Origin of the sequence: Novosphingobium sp. (assembly GCF_032093395.1) — a bacterium.
GTDB lineage: Bacteria > Pseudomonadota > Alphaproteobacteria > Sphingomonadales > Sphingomonadaceae > Novosphingobium.
In genome coordinates this window covers 10,282-33,933 of record NZ_DAMDBA010000057.1, presented here as the reverse complement: position 1 = coordinate 33,933, position 23,652 = coordinate 10,282, and the positions used below count along the sequence as shown (strand labels likewise).

Below are 23,652 nucleotides of genomic sequence, written 5' to 3'. Positions count from 1 at the left end.
CCATGACTTCTGTCTGCAACGCCCCGGCGGCGAAGTCCATGGCCGGGGCGAGGCTACCTGCTCGATGCTTGCCATGCTGCACCGCCGCCCATAGGACTTAAGCGAACAATTAATTGCCGATCTTTGTTTGCCGAAACAGACTCATCGCGAGTAATTCGCTGCGATGAGCCAAACCAGTGCCGATAACACCCGCATGCGCGCCCTCAAGTTGATCCGCCGATCCGATGGCATTTCGAGGTCGGAACTGGCGAGCCTGATGGGTCTTACGAAGGCGGCACTAACTCCGGTCGCTGCGGATCTTCTGCAAAACGGCTTCCTGATCGAGAAGAAACAGGACGGCGACCGGCGCGGGCGCCCCAACTTTGGTCTGTGGCTGGTGCCCGGAGCGGCCTACGCCCTGAGCGCGCTGGTCTGGACAGACGGATCTGTTCTCTTCGAGGTGGTCGATCTGGGAGGATCCGCGGTTCTTTCGTCCAGCGCGCGCCTTGGTTCGCTGCGCAACCCGCAGGAATTCTCACACCAGCTTGCCGAGGCTTTGGCCGAAATCGTCGATCGCGCGGGCCTGCCCGCACATGCTCTGCGACATCTCGCCATGGTCCTTCCGGCGAGGATCGACCGAAGGAAAGGGATCGTCCATTGGTTGACGCCCGGCTCAGCGCATGCGCCATTCGGCCTCGGCGAATTTCTCCAGGATCGCCTGGGCATTGCGACGACCATCGACAATCGTACGACGGTCCTGGCCCGGGGGGAGCACTGGTTCGGATCCGGCCATGGATCGGAAAACTTCAGCTTCATCGGTCTGGTAGGGCGGGGCATCAACGCCGCGCGTTATGTCGACGGCCAACTCCAGACGGGCGCCAACGGCATCGGCAGCGAATTCGCGCACACCAAACTGGCGTTCGAGGCAGGCAGGCCATGCCATTGCGGCGGTTCGGGTTGCACGATCGCTTATGCAAGCGTCATCGCCATCGCTCAGACCTATGCTGGGGCATCCAAAGTCACCGCCAGCAGCATCCAGGAGGTCGATCACTGGTATCACGCCGCGCAAACCGACGCGCTGGCCGGCAATGAGACTGCTGTCTCGGTCTTCGAAGCCGCCGGTCGCGCTCTCGGCGCGGCGACGGCCAGTCATATCAACGGGCTGGATCCCGGGCGCGTAATCATCGGCATCGATCGGCCCGAACTGTTGCGCCTGATCCGCCCTTCCTTCGACAAGGTCCTTGCAAGCGAACTTCTCCCGGAACTGCACGAGACCACGATCACCGAACTGCGCCTTGTTTCCCAGACGGACTATCGCCTCGGCGCCACCTCCTTTGCACTGGAGCAGATCTACCGGGGCTGAGGCGAGATCCGACCGTCTCGCCGGCAGAAAAAGCCACTTTTTCCGCCGCGAAGAATTAGTTTAGTGACCTTACCAAATAATCCGGGCATGAGCGTCCGGTCATGTCCGGCGGCCCAGGGGGCAATCCCGCCACGGGTTTGACGGCCTGTGAGACGTCAACGTCAGCCGGCCTCTTTTTTCGAAAATCACATCGAAAGCCGGTCATGTGCGTCTCGCGCGGCATCCGGCTCGCAAAAGGGGCATCATGTCTATCTCTCGATTTTCCGGCCTGTCCGGCGCACGCGCTCGCCTTTCTCTCGGCGTGACCGCCTTTGTCGTTGTCGCGGCAAACGGCTTGGTCTCTCCGGCCTTTGCCCAATCGGCGACGGGGACGAATGAGGCTGACGGACAGGGCGAGATCGTGGTCACGGCCCAAAAACGCAACGAGCGCCTTCAGGATGTTCCGCTTTCGGTGACAGCGATCGGAGGCGAGGCTCTGGCACGGCGGCAGATCAACGATTCTGCCGGATTGGTCGCCGCCATCCCCTCGCTGACGTTCCAGCAAGGGTCCAACCCCACCAATACCAGCTTCCGCATTCGCGGCATCGGCACCTCGATCTTCGGGCAGGGCATCGAATCTTCGGTCTCGACGGTCGTCGACGGCGTCGTCGCCGTCCGCCAGGCGCAGGGATTCACCGACTTCGCGGACATCGAGCAGGTCGAGGTCCTGAGAGGCCCGCAAGGCACGCTGTTCGGCAAGAACGCGACCGCCGGTCTCATCAACGTGACCACGGCGCGGCCCAGTCGCGATTTCGAGGGCAATGCCGACGCCACTGTTGCCGAGCATGGCGAGTACCGCGTGCGCGGCACGGTCTCCGGTCCCATCACCGATCAGCTTCGGGCACGCCTGACCGGGTTCTACAACGACGTGCGCGGCATCACCCGCAATGTCGCGACCGACCGCTGGGTCAATGGCTCCAAGAGCTGGGGCCTCCGCGGAAAGCTGGAATGGGACGCGAGCGACAACCTCAATTTCCTGCTGGCGGGCGAGTATCGCAAGACCGATGCGCTGTGTTGCTCCTCGACGCTGACCAGCGTCCAGACGACGGCCCTCAAAAGCCTGATCGGCCCGATTACCCCCAGCCGCACCAACCGCGAGATCAGCGACGATACCGAGACTTACGCCAACTCCAGCCAGCAGACCTATTCGCTACAGGGTGACTGGAACCTCGGCGGGGCGACGATTACCTCGATCAGCGCCTATCAGCGCTACAGGCTCGAAGTGAACCAGCCAATCGACCGCATCGATGCCGCGACGCCGCTGTTCCTGGGCACCGGGGCGGCCTACAGCCTGTTCAACCAGAACCACGGCAAGGTGGACCTCAAGGCCATCAGCCAGGAACTGCGCATCGCCAATAACGGAACCGGCGATTTCAACTACGTTGCCGGCGTCTACTATTCGCATAGCACCGTCGATCGACCGTTCGATCGCAGGCGCGCGCGCTGCACGGCAGGCACGTTCGGCCAGCCCTGCGATGCGGCGAACATCGTCTGGCAGTCCGCATCCAGCGTCGCACGGCTGAAGCAGGACAGCGTCGCCGCATTCGGGCAGGCCGACTACAGGATCATCGGCGGCCTCAAGGCCATTGCCGGTCTGCGTCTGCAATACGAGAAGGGCACGAACAGCGGAACCCGCACCGCGCCGATCGTCGCTGGCGACCAGATCTTCCCCTCGAACGGAAACACAAGCGGCTCGATCACCGCCGACGATACCGCGCTTACTGGCAAGGCAGGGCTGCAATACGAGTTCAGCCGCAATGCACAGGTCTATGCGACCTATACGCGCGGCTACAAGGGCCTGGGCTACAACATGGAGATCGCGACCGACTTCGCGAACCAGGACGTGGTCCAGCCCGAACACGTCAACGCCTACGAGGTCGGCTTCAAGGGCCAGACCGCCGACGGCAGCTTCAGCCTGAGCGGCGCACTGTTCCTTGCCGACTACACCAACCTTCAGGTCCAGGCCAACCGCTCCGACCCGCAGACCGGGGTGGTGCAGTTCGTGCCGACCAATGCCGGGAAGTCGCGCAGCAAGGGCTTCGAACTTGAAGCCACCGCACGTCCGTCCGAACGGCTCAGCCTCACTGCGGCAGTCACCTATCTCGACGCGACCATCGACATCGACGGTCTCAACTGTCCGCTCCAGTATCAGGCCGCCGCACAGGTCATGAGCGGCAAGCCGATCAATGTCTGCTACCGCACTGCGACCGGCGCCACGCCGCAGCAGAATCTGCGAGGCGCGGCACTGCCCGCCAGCCCGCGCTGGCGCATTGCGCTCTCTCCCCGTTACGAGGCGCCGATCGGCGGCCATCTTGCAGGTTTCGCCCAGGTCAACGTCAGCTTCCAGAGTGCACAGAATTTCGCCGTCGAGCAGGACCCCCTGCTCGTGCAGCCGTCTTACACGCTGGTAGATGCGAGCATCGGCTTGCGCCAGATCGACGGACGCTACAGCCTGACACTGTTCGTGAAGAACCTGTTCGACACGAACTACCTGACCAGCATCGCCCACAACTCGCTGCTGGCGACGACCGCCAATCCCTATGACCTCAACGCCACCTACAACAAGGATGCGGACCGCTACTTCGGCGCATCGGTGGGGGTACGTTTCTGATCGCCTCGGGAGTTAACCCATGAATCGCCGCCAGTTTCTTGCGACATCTTCCGTTCTGGCACTTGCGCCGGGGACCGCCTTTGCGGCTCCCCGGCGCAAGCCCAACTTCATCGTGATCCTGTGCGACGACATGGGCTACGGCGATATCGGCGCGACCGGCGGCCGGGCCATCGCCACACCGAACCTCGACCGAATGGCGAGGCAGGGCAGCGTCTTCACCGATTTCTATGCCGCCGCGAACCTCTGCACGCCCTCGCGCGCGGGCCTGCTGACCGGGCGCTATCCGGTGCGCACGGGCCTTGGACGCGGGGTGATCCTGCGCGGCGACACGCGGGTTCTGCCGAAAAGCGAAGTCACGATCGCCGATGCGCTCCGTCCGGCGGGTTATGCCACCGGCTTGTTCGGCAAGTGGCATCTGGGCCATACCGGACCGGACTGGCTGCCGACCCATCACGGCTTCGACCGCTTCTTCGGCATTCCCTATAGCCACGACATGAGCCCGCTTTCGCTTTTCGATGTACGAAAGGACGGGCCGATCCGCGAGGAAGCGGTTGATTACCCGTCCCTTCAGCAGCGGTTCTACGAGGAAGCCGAAAAGTTCATCGGCGAGAACGCGGCGCGTCCCTTCTTCGTCGAACTTGCGCTGAGCGCGCCCCATCTGCCCGAGTACCCGCGAAAGCCCTTTGCCGGACGCTCCGAGGCAGGTGCCTATGGCGACGTGGTGGAAGAGATCGACGATATCGTCGGCCGCCTGCTCCGCCGCCTCAAGGCCCTCGGCCTCGAACGCGACACGCTGGTGATCTTCACGTCGGACAACGGCCCCTGGTTCGAGGGATCGGCGGGCGGTCTCCGGCAGCGCAAGGGCGGAGGCGGCTATGACGGCGGCTACCGCGTGCCGATGATCGCCTGGCAGCCCGGCACGGTTCCCGCCGACCGCAGGTCATCCGCGATCGGCATGTCGATCGACTTCCTGCCCACGTTCTGCGCACTTGCCGACACCGCGCTTCCGGCCGGAGTGGAACTCGACGGCCGGGATATCGGCGCTCTTCTCGCAGGCAGGACGGCGCTTTCGCCCCACGACGAACTCGTGCTCTTCGAGGACGAGGAGCCGGTCGCGATCCGCACCCAGCAATGGAAATTCGTCGCCGCCGACTACTTCCGCGGGCGCCTGTTCCCGACCGACGGCAAATATCCCCAGCTCTACGATATCGCCCGCGACACCTCGGAAAGCTACAGCGTGGCGGATCGCCATCCGCAAGTCGTCGCCGAAATGCAGGCGCGGCTCGCCTCGGCGCGCGAACGGTACGCCCGCTTCCGCACGCCTGCCCCTCAAGCTGCGCCGCAGGCCGCCACAAGCGGCAATGGCCATCAGGATTGACGCCATGACGCCTCGCCTAAAAGCCTTTCGCGCTGCGCTGCTTGCCTTCGGCGCCCTGACCTCTCCGCTTGTCGCGCAGCCGCCGAAGGCAGACGCCGAGGCGTCCGTCGATCGCTCTGCGGAGCGGCCGATGAACATGGTCTTCGTGCTGGTCGATGACTTGCGCTTCGACGCCATGGGTTTCCTGACGCCGGGCCTCAAGACCCCGAACATCGATTACCTCGCGAAGAACGGCGCCTACTTCCCCAATGCCGTGGTAACCTCGTCGCTGTGCTCGCCGAGCCGGGCGACGATCCTGACCGGCATGACCGCGCGCAACCACGGCGTGATCGACAACAACGGTTCTTCGGAACAGGGCCTGGTCTTCTTCCCCCGCTATCTCCAGCAGGCGGGGTATCAGACCGGCTTCTTCGGCAAGTGGCACATGGGCAACGACACCGATGCCCCGCGCTCCGGCTTCGATCGCTGGGTCAGTTTCAAGGGCCAGGGCACCTATCTGTCCACCGATCAACTCTCTCCCGCCCAGATCGCGGCAGGCAAACGCCAGACGCTCAACGTCGACGGCACGCGCGTCGACCGGCGCGGCTACATCACCGACGAACTCACCGACTATGCGATGGACTGGCTGGAACATGGTCGCGATCCTTCCAGGCCGTTCTTCCTCTACCTCAGCCACAAGGCCGTCCATTCCGACACCGTACCCGCCGAACGGCACAAGGCTCAGTACGCGGATCTCAGGATAACCCTTCCCGCCAGCATGGCTGACACCAAGGATAACAACCGGGGCAAGCCGATCTGGGTGCGCAACCAGCGCAACAGCTGGCACGGCGCCGACTTCCCCTATCACACCGATGCCTCGCTGACCGAGACGATCCGCAGCTACTACCGCACGCTCAGCGCCGTGGACGATAGCCTGGGACGCGTGCTGGGCTATCTGCGCCGGAACCATCTTGAGAAGAACACCATGGTGGTGTTCTATTCGGACAACGGCTTTCTGTTCGGCGAACACGGCCTGATCGACAAGCGCAATGCCTACGAACCTTCCGTGCGGGTGCCGATGCTGGTCTGGGCGCCGGGCCATGTTCCCAAGGGCGAGATCGTTGCCTCGACCGTGCGCAACCTCGATCTCGCTCCGACCTTTCTCGACGTCGCCCATGTCTCGCGGCCCTCGCAGATGGAGGGCACCAGTTTCCTCAGCCTCGTCGAAGGCAAGGAGCCGGCTGCGGCATGGCATCCGGGCGATTTCGTCTACGAATATTTCTGGGAATGGAGCTTCCCGCAGACCCCTACCACGTTCGCCATCACCCGCGACCGGGTGAAGTACATCCAGTATCAGGGCGTGTGGGATACGGAAGAGCTTTACGACCTCGCCCACGACCCCGAGGAGATGCACAACCTCATTGATGATCCTGCCTGGCTGGACAGGAAGATCGCGCTGCGAAAGGCGCTGTTCGCGCAATTGGCCGATCGCCGCGGAAGTCATTCGGTTCCGTTCACGGAGAAAACCAGCTCGGGTCTCGTCCTTCGCGACCAAAACGGTGTCCATGCAGCCGACTTCCCGGCCGAATGGTATGTAAAGCCCAATCTCCCGGGTAAAATGAACGGCCTCTTTCCGGATTCCAAACCAAAGCTCGAAGCCGACCGGGCAGGCCGCCTTTACCACCCACCCCGCGATTGATCTCGATGCCCATGCTGATGCCTCGTTGGATGCGTTGCACAAAGCGACATGGGTTCGTACTGATAATCAGATCCAGAACATGACGATGGCGGCGATGCTTTCAGCGGCCATAAAGGTACACGCCTTAATTGTCGGCTGGAGTGAAAGATCCCGTTCATCGCAGCGGCGCCGGGTTGAAGCCATGCTGCGCCGGCTGAATTCCGAGCTTCGGCACGGACACAAGGGGTTCTCGGTACTTGTGCCGCGCCGGCCTGAGGGAAGACCGATGGCAATCACCTTGGTTTACGGAAAGGAGGACTGCGTAAGTACGCCAACCCTTTTTTAAACCGTGAGCCTGGCAGTGCGCGCGTGCCTTCCGCACCCCGAGACTCTGGTCCATGCCGCAATATTCGCGCCTGGATCATCTGGGAGGCCGATTCTGCCATCCATTGCGCGACCGGATCTCGAGCCTGATGGTTAATCTGCTGTTTGCGTCCGCTTGCTGAAGAGAGCGCCATCTCATTAGTGCCTTTCGGATTGAACACCTGTGATACCAGGCAACTCAACTCCCGCGCCAAGCCGCGACTGCGATTGCAGGGGAAGCCCTGGCAAGGCGGCGGGGTTCGCCGCTTTGCCAAGGGGCACCCACTGTTTAGAACGCTTTTTCAACACCGAGCTGGAAAACGCGTCCGAGCGTGAACGCGTTACTCGGATCGTAGCCGTTCTGCCCGACGTTCTTGTAGACCGGTGGGACGGAATTCAGCACGTTCTTGACGTTGAGCGAGAGAGCAAGTCCGTCAGTGATCCCCGTTCCCGAGAAGGTGTAGCGGAAGTAGAGATCGACCGTATCGAAAGCGCCGATGCGGGTCTGGCCGAACGCCGACGCCTGACCCTGGTCAGCCCGTTCGAAGCCCGAGACATGGTAGAGCGTGGCCTGCGCTCGCAGCTTGTCGATCGTCGCGCCGACCGAGGCCGTGAACTTGGTCTTGGGCTGGCCGTACATCAGGTCGTCGACGAGAGCCGCGGTCGGGCTGGCCTTGGTGTCCTGCTTAAGGCGGATATTGCCGGCAATGCGCGCGTCGAATGACGCAAAGCTGGTGTCGAGAACGTAGCTCGCGTCGAAGTCGATGCCGCTGAGGTCCGTCTTGCCGAGGTTGCGAACCAGGGTATCGAGTGCAACGCCGACCGGCGTCGCGCCGCTACCCCCAACACTAACCAGAGCCTGATCCGTCGATGTCGGATTGAGCAACGTGAACCCGATGTTGTTCGGATTGGCAAGGCCGGCGAGGATCTGGGCCAACTGCTGGCCCGTGGGCCTGTAGGTCCACAGGTTCGGGAAATTGTTGTAGAAGTCGGTGAGCCCCGTTCCGGTCACCGGGCGGCCGATCGTCCCGTTGAGATTGATGACGTAATAGGACGCGCTAAGCGTCAGACCATCGACCACAGGCGGCTCGATGGTCGCGCCGATCGACCAGCTTTTGGCCTTTTGCGGGGTCAGGCCGGTGACCGAACCGTTCCCGAGATAGACGCCGGTTTCGCCGGTCGCGAACGAATATCCCGGCGGCGGCGCCAGATATTGGCCTGGAATGAGGGTGGCCGTCGCGGATTGTGGACCGAGCTGATCGACCGGCGACGGTGCCGTAAACGACTTGCCCCAGTTTGCCCGGATCGAGATCCAGTCGATCGGCTTGTAGGTCAGCGCGAACTTCGGATTGAAGGTATCGCCGAAGTCGTTGTACTTGTCGTAGCGCGCCGAGGCCGAGAGAATGAGCTCGGTAAGGCCCGCCCCGCCCCCCGTCACGATCGGAGCCTGAAGTTCACCGAACAGCGATTTCACCGTTTGGGTGTAATCGTCGCGGGGCAGCCACCTCAGGCTGGCATCGGTGGTCTGGCGCTGGAAGATGTCGCGCATGTATTCAGCGCCGAGCGCGGCTCGCAGATCGCCGCCGGGAAGTTTGAAGAGCGGACCGTCGACGATGAAGCGATAGTTGAACAGCTCGTTTCGGCCGTAGCCCTGCTCGTATCCGTCGAGGATGTTCGAGAGTACGGCGGGATCGGTCGCTGCCAGATCGTAGGGATTGAGCGTGCCGTTTGCGAGCGCTGCCGCCTGTGCGACCGGGTCGATCAGGTTGTTCCGGTACGAAACGCGGCTGTTGCCATAGCTGAACAGCGCGCGCGACTGCCACCCCGAACCCATGTCATAAGTCAGCGAGGGCGATATGCTCCAGGTCTCCAGATCGGTCTTCTGGGTCTGCGAGCGATCGCCATCGACCGAGGCATAGTTGAAGCGCACCGTCTGCGTCTTGCCCGCATCGCCGCCGCCGGTGCTGATATAGTTGGGATTGGACGGGCTGATCGTAACCGTACCGGTCGTGTTGCCCAGCGTTCCAAGAGCACCGCCGTTCCCTCGGGTCTGCCGGTTGGCATAGAGCGCGGTGATGTCGACACTGAGCGAGCTGCCCAGATCTTGCGTGAAGCGCGCCATTGCGCTGTGCAGTTCTGCCGCGGGATAGATCGCGGTGTCATCCGACGGATCGCAGGTATTGGGACTGCCTGCGACGAGGCTCTTGCCCGAGACCAGATAGGTGTTGCTTCCGACCGAAACCGTCGGATTCGCGCAGTTGCGCCCAACGGGCACGCCGGTATTCCAGTCGATCCGCTTCACCCACTTGCGATCGGATCCGTAGATCGCGTCGTGCTTGGAGAAATTGTAGGCGACGTAGAGCCCGCCTCCGTCCCACTTCTTGCCTGCGATAAAGCCGGTGTCGTAGGAGGTGTAGTCGTCGCCGATGCCGACCCGCGCGTCGATCTTGACGCCATCATAGGTCTTGCGGGTCATGAAGTTGAGCACGCCGCCCAGGGCATCCGAACCATAGACCGCCGATCCACCGTCGAGCATCGCTTCGACACGCTCGACCGCTGCGGGCGGAATGATGTCCGGATCGACCGCGAGTTGCTGGGTGCCGGCGCCTACCACGCGGTGGCCGTCTATCAGCACCAGGGTCTGGGCACCGCCACTCGTGTTCGCGGCGGGCAGCGCGCGAAGGTTGGGGCGCGCGATCGGATTGCTCGCATTTGCGCCTGAAACCGGTGAGACGCCGGCCGGCACGATGCCGAAGAAGTTCGAGACTTGCGGCAGGCTGGCCAGAACCTCGTTCGTCGAAGTGCCTCCGGATACCTTCGATTGTTCTTCGGTAATTCCGACGACATTCGAGCCGGCCGGCGCGATCCCGCGAATCAGAGTGCCGGTCACGACGATCTCGTTGTCGCTGGAGGCCTTGGGCCGTGCATCGTCTTCCTGCGCGAAGGCGCATGCGGGCAGCAGCGAAATCGCAGCGACACCCGCCGCGAGGGTAAACCTGCGCGCGCGCAAACTGGTAGGCAACATCAACTCTCTCTCCCTGCGTCTCGATTTATTTAGGACACTCTAAATCGATAACTCAGCAAAATAGTCGGCAGGAAGAGTCGATGGCGAAAGCGATGAACTGATCGAGTGTGCGATGAATCTCGATCCATATCGTTGCTTTTACACGCCTCACCGTCAGATTTGTCCGATAAAGCTTTACCGTAACGCCCGAGCGAAGATCTGCACCTACATCTATAACAGTGCCCTTTTGCAGTAGACTCCGCTTCATCTATGCAGCACAACATTGCGCACAAACGACCGCGCGAAGCGGCGCTTAAAAATGGGAGAGCTGGACTTGGAGCAGCTTGAAACGGCGCGCGCGGAATGGCGTCGCTACTGGCCGATGGTGCTTGCGGCCTGCATCGGTTTTTCGTTCATGTCATTCATGACCGCGGCAGCCGGCGTTTTCATGGATCCGCTCGGCGCCGAGTTCCACTGGGGCCGCACCGAACTGTCGCTCGGCATGGCCATCGCCTCGATACTGTCGATCTTGTGCTCGCCATTCATCGGCATTCTGATCGACCGTCACGGATCACGCCGACTGGCCTTGCCCGGGCTTGTCCTGACCAGCATTGCAATCGCGGCCTTTTCGCAGGTCAACGGCACTATGACCCAATGGCTGGGTCTGTGGATCGCCTGGGGCGTCGTGGCACTTCTCGTTCAATCGACCCTGTGGTCCACTGCGATTGCGAGTGTGTTCAGGGTTGGCAAGGGGCTGGCATTAGGGGTGACGATGTCCGGCACGGCTCTTGCGCAAGTCGTGGCACCGCCGCTTTCCAATTATCTCATCGCAATGTTTGGATGGCGGACCGCCTATGTAGTCCTTGGCCTGGGGTGGGGTGGGTTCGCGCTGCTGCTGTCTGTCTTCTTCTTGTTCGACCTGCGTGACCGGGCGCGCCAGCGTACACTTCAGCCTGCAGATGTCAGTGTTGCTTCTGTGAGCCTACCCGGCCTCGGTATCAGCGAAGCCTGGCGAGACGTTTCCCTCTGGAAGGTCGCAGCAGCGACTTTCCTCGTTCTGACCGTCACGATAGCCGTCGTCGTGCACCAGTTTCCGATCCTCGTCGAAGCGGGTATGAGCCGGACCCAAGCTGCCTGGCTGGTAAGCCTGTCCGGTGTCGCGGGTGTAATGGGCAAACTCATTTCCGGGACCTTGATCGATCGGTATCATGCCCGGATCGTCGGCGGCATCACGCTTGCCTCAACGGCAGTGGGCTGGCCCCTGCTGATGTCGGGGATCGCAACCCCCGTGACCATCGTGATCGGCATCATGATCAGCGGATACGCAGCTGGCACCAAGATCCAGCTCTGTAGCTACTTGACGGCAAGGTATGCCGGCATGCGCAATTACGGGACGATCTTCGGGTTCATGACCAGCGTCATTGCGCTTGCATCGGCCATCGGTCCGCTGGCCGCAGGTGCATCCTACGATCACTTCGGCAGCTACACGCCCCTTCTGTTGGTTGGCGTTGCCATTTCCCTCATTTCCGGCGGCCTGGTCTTCAGCTTGCGCAGCTATCCGGATTGGAACGCACAGGTTCCGGTTGCGGCTTGAGGTCTGCTTCAGGGTAAGGATCGCATGATGTCTTCGGAGTATGCAGGAACGCGCAGCGAGTTACCGCTCGCGATCGTCGTGGGAGCAGGTGGCCTTGGGATGGCCATTGCCCGGCGCCTGGCGCAAAACCATCACATCGTCCTTGCCGACATAAACGCTGTCTTGGCCGCCCGCCAGGCGGCCGCGCTTATCGAGGAAGGCGGCGAGGCCACGCCGCTGGGCTGCGACGTGACGGTAGAGACCTCGGTTGCAGAACTTGGCAATGTGATCCGCGAGCGAGGGGGCTTCAGATCCCTCGTCCATGTCGCCGGCCTATCGATTGCTGCTGGCGATTTTGCGGCGATCGTCAACGTCAATCTGCGCGGCCCGGCACTTGTCGCACGCGAGCTCCTACCGCTTGCGCTACCGGGTGCGTGCGCAGTGCTGATCGCCTCGATGGCCGCCCACCTTTCGAGCGCCGACAGTGCGGCCGCCGAGATCCTTTCAGATCCGACGAATCCGGAACTGGCCCCTCGCCTTGCAGCCCATCTTGGCGTGCAAGTGGCAACCCCGTCGGCAGCCTATGCACTCTCGAAGATCGGACTGATGACGCTTGCTCGTTCTGCGGCGGCTGATTGGGGGCAGAAAGGAGCTCGCATCGTTTCCCTATCGCCCGGCATGATCGCCACCCCCATGGGCAAAGGCGCTTATGCGGAAAGCCCGAACAAGGCGCGGATGTTCGCCCGAAGCCCCCTCAAAAGGGAAGGGTCGATGCACGAGATCGCAGACGCGGTGGAATTCCTCGTGTCGGACCGTGCTGCGTTCATCAGCGGCACCGACCTACTGGTCGACGGAGGGCTGAGCGCCGCCCTCACCCACTCCTGATCAGTCGAGCTCTTCCTGCACTTCCTTCATCTGGAAACGCGCCCGGATGCGGCGCGCCCAGACCTTGCGGCTGTACTGGCTGGCGATAACGGCAAGCTCCGGGTCCCCCTGAAACAGTGCCCCGAATTCCATCAGCCGGGCGTTGCGCCAGCTCTGGACGAAGCGGCGGTGCTCCGGTGAGACATCGTCTGCGGCAGGCCCCTGGTAGGTCCTGCGCGAAAACGCGACGTTGATGTCGAAAATCAGCTTGATGTAGGCGCTGTCGGCAAGTCCGAAAACGACGTCTTGTGTCTCACGCTCGAGTTCGCGGACCTCGTTGAACCCTGCATCGTCAGAAACTGCCCGGGTGCGCTCCACAAGGTCAGACGTTCTCTCAACGATCAGATCATGGGGAGCGCGGGCTGCCTTGCGCATGGCCTCAACCCATAACGCAGTGGCGATAACGGTAATATCCTCGGGCGGCACATCCATCATCGACAAGTACATGCTGACAATGGATTCGATGGTCGACGAGTCTGGTCGGGACGCGAAATAACCGCCCGAATTGCCACGACGAACCGTAAGGAAACCCTCGCGCTCCACCAGTCTTGCAGCTTGCCGAACCGTGGCTCGCGCAAAGCCAAGCTCGGCAATCAGGGCCTCTTCCCGACCAATGTAAGCCCCTGGCTCGCGAGCAAGGACCATCTCTCTCAACTTGTCCGCTGCGGCGTCGAGAGCCGTTTTGCTTTTGCGCTTGTCCATCCCGCATTTTCAAAACACGAAACCGGTCGCTTCGTCCAGTCTGTTCGTCTGGGCGATACGGGCAGCCCTATGCCATGCTTGACAGTCTTTGAGTATCCTTTTTAAAACGAACATCGACAAGAGTCGGGGCGCATCGCGTGCTCCATAACCAAACAGGACTCATTTTGGAGAGAGACATGTCACGTCTTCCTTGGGACATGAGCGGCCGCGTCGTCGTGATTTCCGGCGGCAATGCCGGCATCGGGCTCGGCTTTGCGCGTGGGATCGCGCGTGCCGGCGGCGATGTCGTCATTTGGGGCCGCCGTCAGGATCGAAACGAAGAGGCCGCCCGGGAACTCGCGGAGTTCGGCGGCAATGTCTTCACGCAAGTGGTCGACGTCGCCGACGAGGCCCGCGTGATCGAAGCCTTCGCCGAGGCGGGCGAGGAAATGGGACGTGTCGACGGCGCCATTGCCAACGCGGGTCTCATGAAGAACCAGGGCTGCTTCACCAACATGACCGGTGAAGCATGGCACGACCTGCTCTCGGTCAATCAGCACGGCGCCTTCTACCTCGCCCGCGAGGCGGCAAGGCACATGCGAACCCGCGCCGAAGCCGGCGATCCGGGCGGATCGATCCTGTTCTGCGCCAGCCTTTCGGCCGTCACCGGATCGATCGGCATGCAGCATTACAACGCTTCGAAGGGCGCGATGGCGGCGCTGGCGCGCGGCATCGCCGTCGACCTGGGCAAATACGGCATTCGCGCAAACACGGTTTGCCCGGGCTATACCGAGAGCGAAACGGTCAAGGACCAGGGACCGGATTCCCCGCTCGGCAGTCAGGTACGCGAGCGCTGTCCGATCCCGCGCTTCGGCAACCCTGCCGACTTCGAAGGAATCGGCGTCTACTTCATGAGCGATGCCTCACGGTATCACACGGGCGACCTCGTTCGCGTTGACGGCGGCTGGATGGCCAACGCCGGCAAACTCAACACCTCTGCGGAGCGCCGGGCATGAGCGTCGCACCCATCAAGGACGCCGAAAAGGTCCAGACCAAGGTCTTCCGGGTCGAGCAGTTCCGCGCCCCCAAGATCGCGCCCGAGCGCCAGGCCGCACTAGAAGCTGCCGAAGCCGAGCCGCTCGACATGAGCGTCGAGAGCATCCTTGCCGATGCCAAAGCACAGACGGGCCTTAGCGATTTCGGCCCGATGGATTTCACCGAACGTCTCGCCGTGCTCGCCGACGAAGTCGCGGCCAACGCAAACCTCTGGCGCTTCGCCAAAGCCCAGTTCCGCAGCGCATGCGTCAAGCAGGCAGCCAACCGGCTCAAGAACAAGGCATTCCTCGACAGCCACCCGCAAGTCGACGCCGAAGTCATCGACCGTCCGATCATCATCGTCGGTCTACCGCGCTCCGGCACGACGCATCTTGAAAACCTTATCGCCGCTGATCGGAGACTGCGTCATCTCCCGGTCTACCTCGGATCGGAAGCGGTACTGGCGCCTGGTGAAACGGCCGGCGAGGACGGGCTCGATCCGCGCTGGGTGCGCTCCAGCGCGCATTGGGACCGGATGAAGCAGAACGCGATCATGGCGGCGATGCACGAGCATTCGCCCGATCATGCCTGCGGCGAGAACGAGCTGCAGATGCCCGATTTCACGACCTACCAGTGGGAATGGATGGCCGAGGTGCCGGCGTGGCGCGACTACCTGCTCGGGCACGATCAGACCCCGCACTACGCCTATGGCAAGCGCATGCTCAAAGCGATCGCCCTGCAGTTCCCATCGGAACGGCGCTGGATCCTCAAGGGCAATCAGCACAGCGAGCAGATCCCCGCACTTATCGCCAACTATCCGGACGCCTACATCGTCCAGATCCACCGCGATCCGCTGGCACTGCTGCAATCGGTGCTGACGATGCGCGGACTCTCGGTGCTCGCACACCAGAAGCAGCCAGACATCCAGGCCCATGTCACCTACTGGGTCGATCGTATCGAGCGGATGCTACGGGCGTACTTGCGCGACATGGATGCCGTTCCTGTCGGTCAGCGACTCGACATCCTGTTTGGCGACGTCATCGCCGACGACATCGGCACCGCCCAGCGGGTGCTTGGGTTTGCCGAGCTGGAATCGAGCGAGGAGAGCATCGCCGACATGCGCGCCTACATGGACAGTCATCCGCGCGGGAAGGACGGACGCGTCGTCTATGACCTTGCCGGCGATTTCAGTCTGGACATCCCTGCCCTGCGCCAACGCTTCGCATTCTACACCGATCGCTTTCAGGTGAAACAGGAAGTGAAATGATGCGATCAAACAGCCGGTGGCATGAGAACTTGCGATGCGAGTTGGCATTCATCGCGCTGCTGACCATTCCCACCACGGCGGGAGCCAAAGATATGCAATCGATCACTCGCGATGCCAACCAACCCCTTAACGCCCAGATCATCAACGACGGCTTGGGCAAGCAGGATGCCGTCGATCTGGGCAACGGCATCTACATGTCGAAGGACGTCTCGAACCTCTATCTGGTAACGACGCCTGCGGGCAGCGTCCTCATCAACACCGGCATCATCTACAGCGCCGCCGAGAACAAGCGCCGCTTCGATGCCGTGACGGACAAGCCGATCCGCAAGATCGTCTTCACCCAGAGCCATGAAGACCACATCGGTGGCTGGCCGACCTTCAATGCTGCGGGCGTGGAGACGATCGGGCAGGCCAACCTTCCTTTCGTACGCACCCAGTACCGCGACCTCGGCAAGGCCATGGGCGCGCGCTCTCGCCGTCTGTGGAGCCGCGACCAGAAGCAGGAATTGACCGAACGGCCCGAGCCCGTCCTGACGACCACGTTTCACGACGCGCACACCTTCGAACTCGGTGGCCGCCGATTCGAGCTCTATTCGGTTCCGGGCGGTGAAACGGTCGATTCGCTGGTGGTCTGGCTACCCCGCGAGAAGATCGTCTTCACCGGCAACATGACCGGCCCGCTCTTCGGACATGTGCCGAACCTCTACACCGTCAGGGGCGAGCGCTACCGTTACGTCCAGTGGTACATCGACAGCGTCCAGCGGGTGATCGACCTCAATCCGGAGGTGCTGATCACCGGTCACGGCGAACCGGTGCGCGGCGCTGCGAACATTCGCGCCAGCCTCACCAAGATGCGCGATGCCACCCAGTATCTGCGCGACGAGACTTTCAAGGGGATGAACGCGGGCAAGTCGCTGTGGGAGCTGATGGAGACGATCAAACTCCCGCCGGAGCTCGTGATCCCGCAAGGACATGGCAAGGTTCCCTGGATCGTTCGCGCGATCTGGGAGGAACATCTGGGGTGGTTCCGTTACGAATCCTCGACCGAGCTTTACTCGGTACCGCCCCAGTCGGTGCTGCCTGACCTCATTGCGCTTGCAGGCGGCGATGCAGCAGCACTCGATCTCGCCGCCAAGTACTTCGGTGACAATGCCCCTCTAAAGGCGCTGCACATTGCCGAGGCAATTGCCCCTGCATCCCCCTACTATCACCGCGCCCTTGAAATCCAGCTCTATGCGCAGAGGCTCATCCTCGACACGGCGGGCCGGGAAAACTTCAGCGAAGTGCGCTGGCTTGAAAGTGAAATCCGGCGCCTCGAAGCAGCGCTGGCGGGAGACAACTGATGATGCACCCTCGCCTTTCCGTCGATGCGATGTGCTCGTTCCAGTGGCCCTTCGAGCGCGAACTGGCGCTATGGAAGGACATGGGCGTGCAGCATGCCGGGCTTCTCATGAACAAGGTGGCGGACGACCCCGAGCGTCACCTTGACGCTCTCGATGATGCCGGCATTCACATCAGCACGCTGATCACAGCAGGTTTCCAGCTTGGGGATCCCGCAACCTGGAGTTCGACGCGCGCCGTCCACCGCGCCATGATCGATCTCGTGGCGAGCCGCAAAGGCCACTCGATCTACTTCACGACCGGCCGGACCGTCAGCTGCGATTGGGACGAGGACCTCGCCCTGTTTGCTGAGGCCGTCGCTCCAACCGTCAAATATGGCCAGGAACGCGGCGTCATCGCGGCGTTCGAGCCGACCCTCCGTACCAATGTATCCTTCTGCGGAAGCCTCTCCGACGCAATCGAAATTGCCGAGGTGACTGGCCTTGGCATCGTTTCGGACTTCGGAAACAACTGGGCGGAGCGCGGCCTTCGCGAAACCGTGAAGCGGGCGATGCCGCATTTAGCGCTCGCGCAAATCGGCGATATCGCGATTTCATCTGCCGGCGGACGTTCGCACATCGGCAAGGGGGACTTGCCGCTCGAGCGCATGCTCGGCGACATCCTCGACGCCGGGTACGAAGGCGTCTTCGACCTTGAGGTCGTGCCGGCCGACTACACTGCCGAAACCAATGAAAATGAGCTTCGCGACGGCATCAAGGCCGCTTCGGATCTGCTTTACGCGATGAAAATCTAAGGATCGGAACCGAGCGAACGGGCCGGTAAACGGCCTGCACAAATAGGGCGCCAGCAAAAGGTGCGCCCCGAGAACGGAATGGGAGAGGTAGGAATGTCCGAGACTTTCGCGGGTAAATCCGCACTCATCATAGGTGCCGGCCAGAACATCGGCCGGCGTATCGCCCAGGAATGGGCTGCCCGCGGGGCGCGCGTTGCCGTTGCCGATATCAGCCTCGAAGGGGCCGAAGAGACCGCACAGATCCTGAGAGACGCCGGCACCGAGGCTGTGGGGCTTCACTGTAATGTTCTGGATGATGCTTCGGTCGTCGCAACCATCGATGCGGCGGAAAAAGCGCTCGGACCTCTCGACATCCACATGAACAATGCCGGAATCCTCTCGGGCGGCAATCCGGAAGACATCCCGATGGCGGAATGGCAGCGGATGTTCGACGTCAATCTCTTCGGCATGGTCCGCGCCAACAACTTGATCGTGCCGCGCATGCTGAAGCGCGGATCGGGCCATATCGTCAATACCGGCAGCTTCGCCGGGCTCTATCCCTTCGCCGCGAGCCGGGTTCACTACGCCGCGTCCAAGGCAGCAGTGATTTCGATGTCGCAGAACCTCGCGCTCTACCTGAAGCAGTTCGGCATTCGGGTGAGCTGCCTTTGCCCCGGTCCCGTCATGACAAGCTCGCCCGATGCCATGAAGCATTTCAGCGAGAACTATGTGATGCGCGCGCCCGGCAGCCATCTGAGCGTCATGACGCAGCAGCACACGGCGAAAGTCCTGTCGGACGGAATGGAAGCCGGCCGCATCCTCATCCCGACGCATGAAGAGGCCTGGGAAACGCTGACGCAGTGGGCTGCGGATCCTGACGCTTTCGTCGAGAAGAAGCACCAGGAGTTCCTCGCAGGCGATCCGGGGCGTCCCGGCATCACGCAGGACGTCATCGATTCCATCAAGGCCTGAGCCCAACTCGCCAGAGGAACACAATCTCATGGAATTGCTTGATCCCAAGGAACGCATCGAGCGCGGCCAAGTTGTCGGGAAGGCCGTCGTCGGCCGCGACCTGCCTCCCCCAGCAAGCCCGGTTGAGGCCGGTTGGCGGGACTTCATCTTTGCGGAAATCTGGAGCCGCCCGGGCCTTGACATACGGACGCGCTACCTCGTCGCCATCGCCAGTGCCGCAGCCAGCAACGGACCCGTCGATGTCCTTGACGACTACATTCGCGGAGCCCTTGCGGGCAGCGATCTGAGCCAGATCGAACTGCGAGAGGCCGCACTGCATCTCGCGGTCTATACGGGATGGTCACGCGGTATCGAGCTCGACAGAGCCGTCACGCGAGTCGCAGAAGAACTCGCCCTCCCGCCCTGCCCGTTTGCGCCGATCCGGATCGAGCCGTGGAACCCCGCTGAACGCATCCAGCAGGGTATCGACGAGTTCGACGCCGTCATGGGCTTTCCCGGCCCGCCGCCGGTTACACCCTACTTCGAGGCAGGGATCGACAATTTCGTGTTCGGCGAGATGTGGAAGCGCGCAGGCCTCGACCAACGCTCGCGGCGGTGGGTCACCCTCGTCGGCGTTTCGGAGAGCTGCGCCACAACGCCGATCAAGACACATTTCTACGCGGCCATGGCGAGCGGGAACTGCGAGCCTGACGAGCTTCAGGAGTTCGTGCTGCAGTATGCTGTGCATGCCGGATGGCCGAAAGCCTCGGTGATCCAGGGTGCGGTCATGGCGATGATCAAGAACTTCAAGGCAGGCCTCGCCTGGGATGCGTGAGGAAAATCCGAAAATGCTGAAGACCGCTTTCATCGGCCTTGGGAGCCAGGGCCGCCCGATGGCGGAACGCATGCTTGCCGCCGGCTTCCCGCTGACCGTCTGGGCAAGGCGGCCCGAAGCCCTCGCATCCTTCGTGGACATGGGGGCGATGGCCGCCAACGATATTGCCGCTCTGGCTGCGGATGCCGATCATGTCGGCATCTGCGTTGTCGACGATGCCGGAGTGGCTCAGATCTGCGACGCTTTGGTCCCGGAGATGCGCCCGGGCAGCTTGCTCGCGATCCACTCGACGATCCTACCTGAAAGCTGCGAGGCTCTCGCCACAATTTGCGAGGCCCGCGGAGTTGCGTTCGTCGACGCGCCGGTAAGCGGCGGAGGCGGCGCGGCCGCTGCCGGCACGTTGACGGTCATGTGCGGCGGCACCGCTGCAGCCTTCGAACAGGCGAGGCTAGTGTTCGAGAGCTTTGCCGGCACCCTGGTACACCTTGGCGCGAGCGGTTCGGGCCAGCGTGCCAAGATCGTCAACAATTCGCTGATGGCTGCCAACATGGGCCTTGCTCACGCGGCAATGGAAGCCGGAGCCCTGCTTGGGATAGCGCCTGACGCACTGGCCGCACTCATCAAGGCGAGCAGTGGTCGAAGCTTCGGCTTCGAAGTCTATGCCCGTTTGCCTGCACCAGGTGCATTTGCGCACGGAGCCGCTCTGCTGCGCAAGGACGTCGATCTGCTGCAGGCAATCTTACCGCACGCCCCTGGAACCCGGTCTCTGGCGGCAGCTGCCGATCCATTTCTTATCGAGGCCTGCTCGTCCGCATTGGTCGGGTCTCAAGCATAGAATATGGCTATGGCACTGCCAAAAAAGCCTATTTGACCCTATGCGTTCGAGCATGTCATCCCGTTCTCACAAAACAGGGGAGATGCGGAATGACAATGGGCAAGTTGGCATATGTTGCCTTGGCAGTGGCCTGTATGGCTGCAGTAGGTAGTGCGGCGGCGCAGCCCGCCGACTATCCCGCGCCGGCTCCGGCAAACGCGCCGGTCGAGACGGGCGCCATCCCGCTCTACGGCGCCAAAACGCCCGGATCTGTCGATAGCGAGAACTGGGCCCAATACTTCGGCAAGGACTATGCAGTCCGCAACGTAACTCGGCCTACTTTGACCCCCGTGCTACCCGATCCGGCCAAAGCGACCGGCGCCGCCGTGATCGTGGCGCCCGGCGGTGCCTTCATGGCGCTTTCCATGTCGCATGAGGGCTGGAACGTCGCGCAGGCCCTTGCAGATCGCGGTATTGCCGCGTTCGTGCTGAAGTATCGCCTCCTGCCTACGCCCAAGGACGAAGCGGAAGCTGGGAAATATGTCTGGGCCAAGATGATGGCGGGCATTGCCGATCCAACCAGGCAGCCGGTGCTGACCAATCCGCAGGCAACCGAGGACGGCCTTGCCGCGCTGAAGATGGTGCGAGAAAACGCCACCAAATGGGGCATCGATCCCGCTCGCGTCGGCATGATCGGCTTTTCGGCGGGCGCCATGACGTCGCTCCAGACCGTGCTTGCCGCGAAGCCGGGCGAGCGGCCTGCCTTCTTCGGGTACATCTATGGCCCGCAGGCAAAAATCGACGTTCCGGCAGATGCATCACCAATGTTCGATGCGATCGCTCTCGACGATCCGCTATTTCCCTCGATGGGCTTTCCGATTGCGCAGGCCTGGCTAGCAGCCAAGCGGCCCGTCGAGATCCATGGCTACCAGCAGGGCAGCCATGGTTTCGGGCTCGGAAAGCCAAACACGACGACGACGCTCGTGCTAGACGAATTCACCGCGTGGCTTTCTATGCAGGGATTCCTGACCCGCAAAGCAGCGCCCTGACCGGCAAAGAGTGCGCGCCGTTAACCGGCGCGCACCAAGTCGAAGCTTTTCGCCATGTGCTGCGAAAAAGCCGTCCTCAGCGGGATGGAACGTTCATAAGAGGATGGAATCGCGGATCGCATCGATATTCTCGCCAACGGCATCGATGGACCAGTCCGGCCGGTAGAGACCTTCCGTCTCGGTAATGAAGGCACGGGCGACGCGGCCGCCCATGGAGACGTACATCTCGCCTGTAACCGAGCAGCTCTCATGCGCCAGCCACCCGACAACGGACGCCACGAGTTCCGGCCCCATTGGCGGATACTGCGAGATGTCGAGGCCCTCGGCCATGCGCGTCACCGCGCCGGGCAGGATGATGTTGGACTTCACTCCCCGAGCCGCGCCTTCTATCGCGACGATGTTGTTGAAGCCGATCATCCCGGACTTCGAAACCGCGTAGTTTACCACGCTGGGCATCGAATATAGCCCGCCGATCGATCCCGTCCTCGCCCATGTCGACGTGGTGGTAGAAGACGTGGCTTTCCACCGATGCCCGGTCTCCGTCGAGTTCGATGTAAGATTGCCCGATCAGATGCTGCGTGTCCTTGATCGCATCCGCGCCGGGGACGACCCAGGCAAGATAGGCTTCGAAGTCGCCGGAATAGACGCCGTAGTCGAAGTGCGCTTCGGGCCACCAGCAGGAGCGGATCAGCTCGGCGCTGCGACGATCCTCGCCGCGTGCCAGGCGGGCAATGGAATTGCGAATTGCCTCGCGATCGGCGAGCAGAGTGAATTCTGGGTTCATTTTCCCCTCCTTGCCAAGCTGGCCGCGCCTGGCTTGGTCTAGGTTACCCTCGACGATATCGGCAACGAAGTGCCCGGCCATTGGCTCCACGGCGATATCGTGGAGCAATCCGGGGCCCCAGAACTGTAAGATCGATGATCGTATCGAAACCGGCCGCTTTCAAGTCATCGAGCCGGGATATCGCATGGATCAGGACCCGGCCGAGGTCCTTCTCGGAAATCGTACCATTTGCCGTTTGAATCGTGGCACGCCTCAATCCCCTCAGATTTCCAGGCAGACTTTGCCGAGCTGAGTGCCCGAGCGCATGTGCGCCACCGCGTCTGCAAATCTCTCAAGTGGGAAGGCCCGATCGATCACCGGGTGCAGGTCATGCGCCTCTATCGCGCGCACCATGTCGAGCTGGTCCCGCCGACTGCCCACGGTAACGGCCTGCAAGCGCAGCCGCTTTGCCTGCACGATCGCGAAAGGCATCGTGTCTGTTTCGAAGCCCGCCGTAGCCCCGATGATGGCGACATGCGCTCCGGTTCGCGCCGCCCGGAAGCTTTGCGCCAGCGTGTTGGGACCGCCCACCTCGATCACATGCTCCACGCCCAGACCGTCGCTCAGGTCGAGCACCGCCGTGCTCCATTCCGGCGTAGCGGTTCGGTCGATCACGTGATCCGCGCCAAGAAGGTGCAAGCGATCCGCTTTTTCCCGCGAGGAAGTGACGGCAATGACGGTTGCGCCCGCTGCCTTGGCGAATTGCAGCGCAAATAGCGACACTCCGCCCGTTCCCAGGATAAGTACACGCGACCCGGGCCTAACTCCGCCGTCTGCGACGACCGCGCGCCATGCCGTCACGCCGGCGCAGGGGAGCGTCGCGGCTTCGAGGAACGAGAGGTTCCGGGGTGCCCGCGTGAAATGCCGGGCTGGCCGGACGACTTCCTCGCATGCGAAGCCATCGGCCGGTCCGCCGGGAGAATTGTTCAGCTCGGCGCGATCGATATGACCGTCAACCCAATTGGGATGGAAAAGGCTGATCACGCGGTCGCCCAGCTCGAACCGCGTAACGCCCTCTCCCAGTTCGATGACTTCGCCCGCACCGTCTGACAGTGGGATCAAACCATCGGGTGCGGGAAAAACCCCTGCGACGACGAGGCCGTCCCTGAAGTTCAGCGAAGCTGCGCGCACGCGAACCCGGATCTCTCCAGGGCCGATGGGCACCGAGGGACATTGCCCAAGCCGGAGCCGAT

General features: G+C 62.4%; 17 protein-coding genes and 2 pseudogenes. 14 read left to right on the top strand and 5 right to left on the bottom strand.

Going from position 1 to position 23,652, the window contains the following annotated elements; translation table 11 throughout:
- The first annotated feature begins 163 nt into the window (after positions 1-163).
- The 4 genes from RT424_RS17230 to RT424_RS17215 all read left to right on the top strand — a co-directional run bounded on the left by RT424_RS17230 (position 164) and on the right by RT424_RS17215 (position 7,048).
- A complete protein-coding gene (locus RT424_RS17230; RefSeq protein ID WP_313440738.1) occupies positions 164-1,342 on the top strand; it encodes an ROK family transcriptional regulator in 1,179 nt (392 codons plus the stop codon).
- A gap of 244 nt (positions 1,343-1,586) precedes the next feature.
- A complete protein-coding gene (locus tag RT424_RS17225; RefSeq protein WP_313440736.1) occupies positions 1,587-3,992 on the top strand; it encodes a TonB-dependent receptor in 2,406 nt (801 codons plus the stop codon).
- Between the two features lie 19 nt (positions 3,993-4,011).
- Positions 4,012-5,370, top strand: coding sequence for a sulfatase (locus RT424_RS17220; RefSeq protein WP_313440734.1), 1,359 nt, complete (start codon positions 4,012-4,014; stop codon positions 5,368-5,370).
- Positions 5,371-5,374: 4 nt separating this feature from the next.
- Positions 5,375-7,048: a sulfatase gene (locus RT424_RS17215; protein ID WP_313440732.1), complete on the top strand. Its 1,674-nt coding sequence runs from the start codon at positions 5,375-5,377 to the stop codon at positions 7,046-7,048.
- A 631-nt stretch (positions 7,049-7,679) separates the two neighbouring features.
- Here RT424_RS17215 and RT424_RS17210 read toward each other — a convergent pair.
- Positions 7,680-10,415, bottom strand: a complete 2,736-nt coding sequence (locus RT424_RS17210; protein ID WP_313440730.1) for a TonB-dependent receptor domain-containing protein — start codon at positions 10,413-10,415, stop codon at positions 7,680-7,682.
- Between the two features lie 262 nt (positions 10,416-10,677).
- Between RT424_RS17210 and RT424_RS17205 the strand changes: the two genes are divergently transcribed.
- Both RT424_RS17205 and RT424_RS17200 read left to right on the top strand, forming a co-directional pair.
- Positions 10,678-11,988 (top strand): MFS transporter, encoded by a 1,311-nt coding sequence (locus RT424_RS17205; RefSeq protein ID WP_313440728.1) that lies wholly within the window; start codon positions 10,678-10,680, stop codon positions 11,986-11,988.
- A 24-nt stretch (positions 11,989-12,012) separates the two neighbouring features.
- Positions 12,013-12,852 carry an SDR family oxidoreductase gene (locus tag RT424_RS17200; RefSeq protein WP_313440726.1) on the top strand — a complete coding sequence of 280 codons (840 nt, stop codon included), beginning with the start codon at positions 12,013-12,015 and terminating at the stop codon, positions 12,850-12,852.
- Here RT424_RS17200 and RT424_RS17195 read toward each other — a convergent pair whose 3' ends face one another.
- Positions 12,853-13,593, bottom strand: a complete 741-nt coding sequence (locus RT424_RS17195; protein WP_313440724.1) for a GntR family transcriptional regulator — start codon at positions 13,591-13,593, stop codon at positions 12,853-12,855.
- Positions 13,594-13,769: 176 nt separating this feature from the next.
- On the opposite strand from RT424_RS17195, the gene RT424_RS17190 reads away from it, so the two are divergent.
- The 8 genes from RT424_RS17190 to RT424_RS17155 all read left to right on the top strand — a co-directional run bounded on the left by RT424_RS17190 (position 13,770) and on the right by RT424_RS17155 (position 21,636).
- Positions 13,770-14,588 (top strand): SDR family oxidoreductase, encoded by an 819-nt coding sequence (locus RT424_RS17190; RefSeq protein ID WP_313440722.1) that lies wholly within the window; start codon positions 13,770-13,772, stop codon positions 14,586-14,588.
- Positions 14,585-15,874 carry a sulfotransferase gene (locus RT424_RS17185; RefSeq protein ID WP_313440720.1) on the top strand — a complete coding sequence of 430 codons (1,290 nt, stop codon included), beginning with the start codon at positions 14,585-14,587 and terminating at the stop codon, positions 15,872-15,874. The genes RT424_RS17190 and RT424_RS17185 overlap by 4 nt, the downstream gene beginning before the upstream one ends.
- A 92-nt stretch (positions 15,875-15,966) precedes the next feature.
- Positions 15,967-17,217, top strand: coding sequence for an MBL fold metallo-hydrolase (locus tag RT424_RS17180; RefSeq protein WP_313440718.1), 1,251 nt, complete (start codon positions 15,967-15,969; stop codon positions 17,215-17,217).
- 80 nt (positions 17,218-17,297) lie between these two features.
- The gene (locus tag RT424_RS17175) at positions 17,298-18,008 is read left to right on the top strand and encodes a TIM barrel protein (RefSeq protein ID WP_313440716.1); all 711 of its coding nucleotides are present in this window, start codon (positions 17,298-17,300) and stop codon (positions 18,006-18,008) included.
- A 93-nt stretch (positions 18,009-18,101) separates the two neighbouring features.
- Positions 18,102-18,959, top strand: coding sequence for an SDR family oxidoreductase (locus RT424_RS17170; protein ID WP_313440714.1), 858 nt, complete (start codon positions 18,102-18,104; stop codon positions 18,957-18,959).
- Between the two features lie 28 nt (positions 18,960-18,987).
- Complete coding sequence (locus RT424_RS17165) at positions 18,988-19,773, top strand: carboxymuconolactone decarboxylase family protein (protein ID WP_313440712.1); 786 nt, start codon at positions 18,988-18,990, stop codon at positions 19,771-19,773.
- Between the two features lie 13 nt (positions 19,774-19,786).
- On the top strand, positions 19,787-20,608 hold the full coding sequence (locus RT424_RS17160; protein ID WP_313440710.1) for an NAD(P)-dependent oxidoreductase: 822 nt from the start codon (positions 19,787-19,789) through the stop codon (positions 20,606-20,608).
- A gap of 134 nt (positions 20,609-20,742) precedes the next feature.
- A complete protein-coding gene (locus tag RT424_RS17155) occupies positions 20,743-21,636 on the top strand; it encodes an alpha/beta hydrolase (RefSeq protein ID WP_313440708.1) in 894 nt (297 codons plus the stop codon).
- 105 nt (positions 21,637-21,741) lie between these two features.
- Here RT424_RS17155 and RT424_RS17150 read toward each other — a convergent pair.
- The 3 genes and pseudogenes from RT424_RS17150 to RT424_RS17140 all read right to left on the bottom strand — a co-directional run.
- Positions 21,742-22,119: pseudogene (locus tag RT424_RS17150) on the bottom strand (SDR family NAD(P)-dependent oxidoreductase); the annotation flags it as partial.
- Positions 22,120-22,174: 55 nt separating this feature from the next.
- Positions 22,175-22,420, bottom strand: a pseudogene (locus RT424_RS17145) (nuclear transport factor 2 family protein); the annotation flags it as partial.
- Positions 22,421-22,681: 261 nt separating this feature from the next.
- Positions 22,682-23,652 (bottom strand): NAD(P)-dependent alcohol dehydrogenase (locus tag RT424_RS17140; RefSeq protein WP_313440706.1); only part of this gene is annotated, 971 nt, incomplete at its 5' end.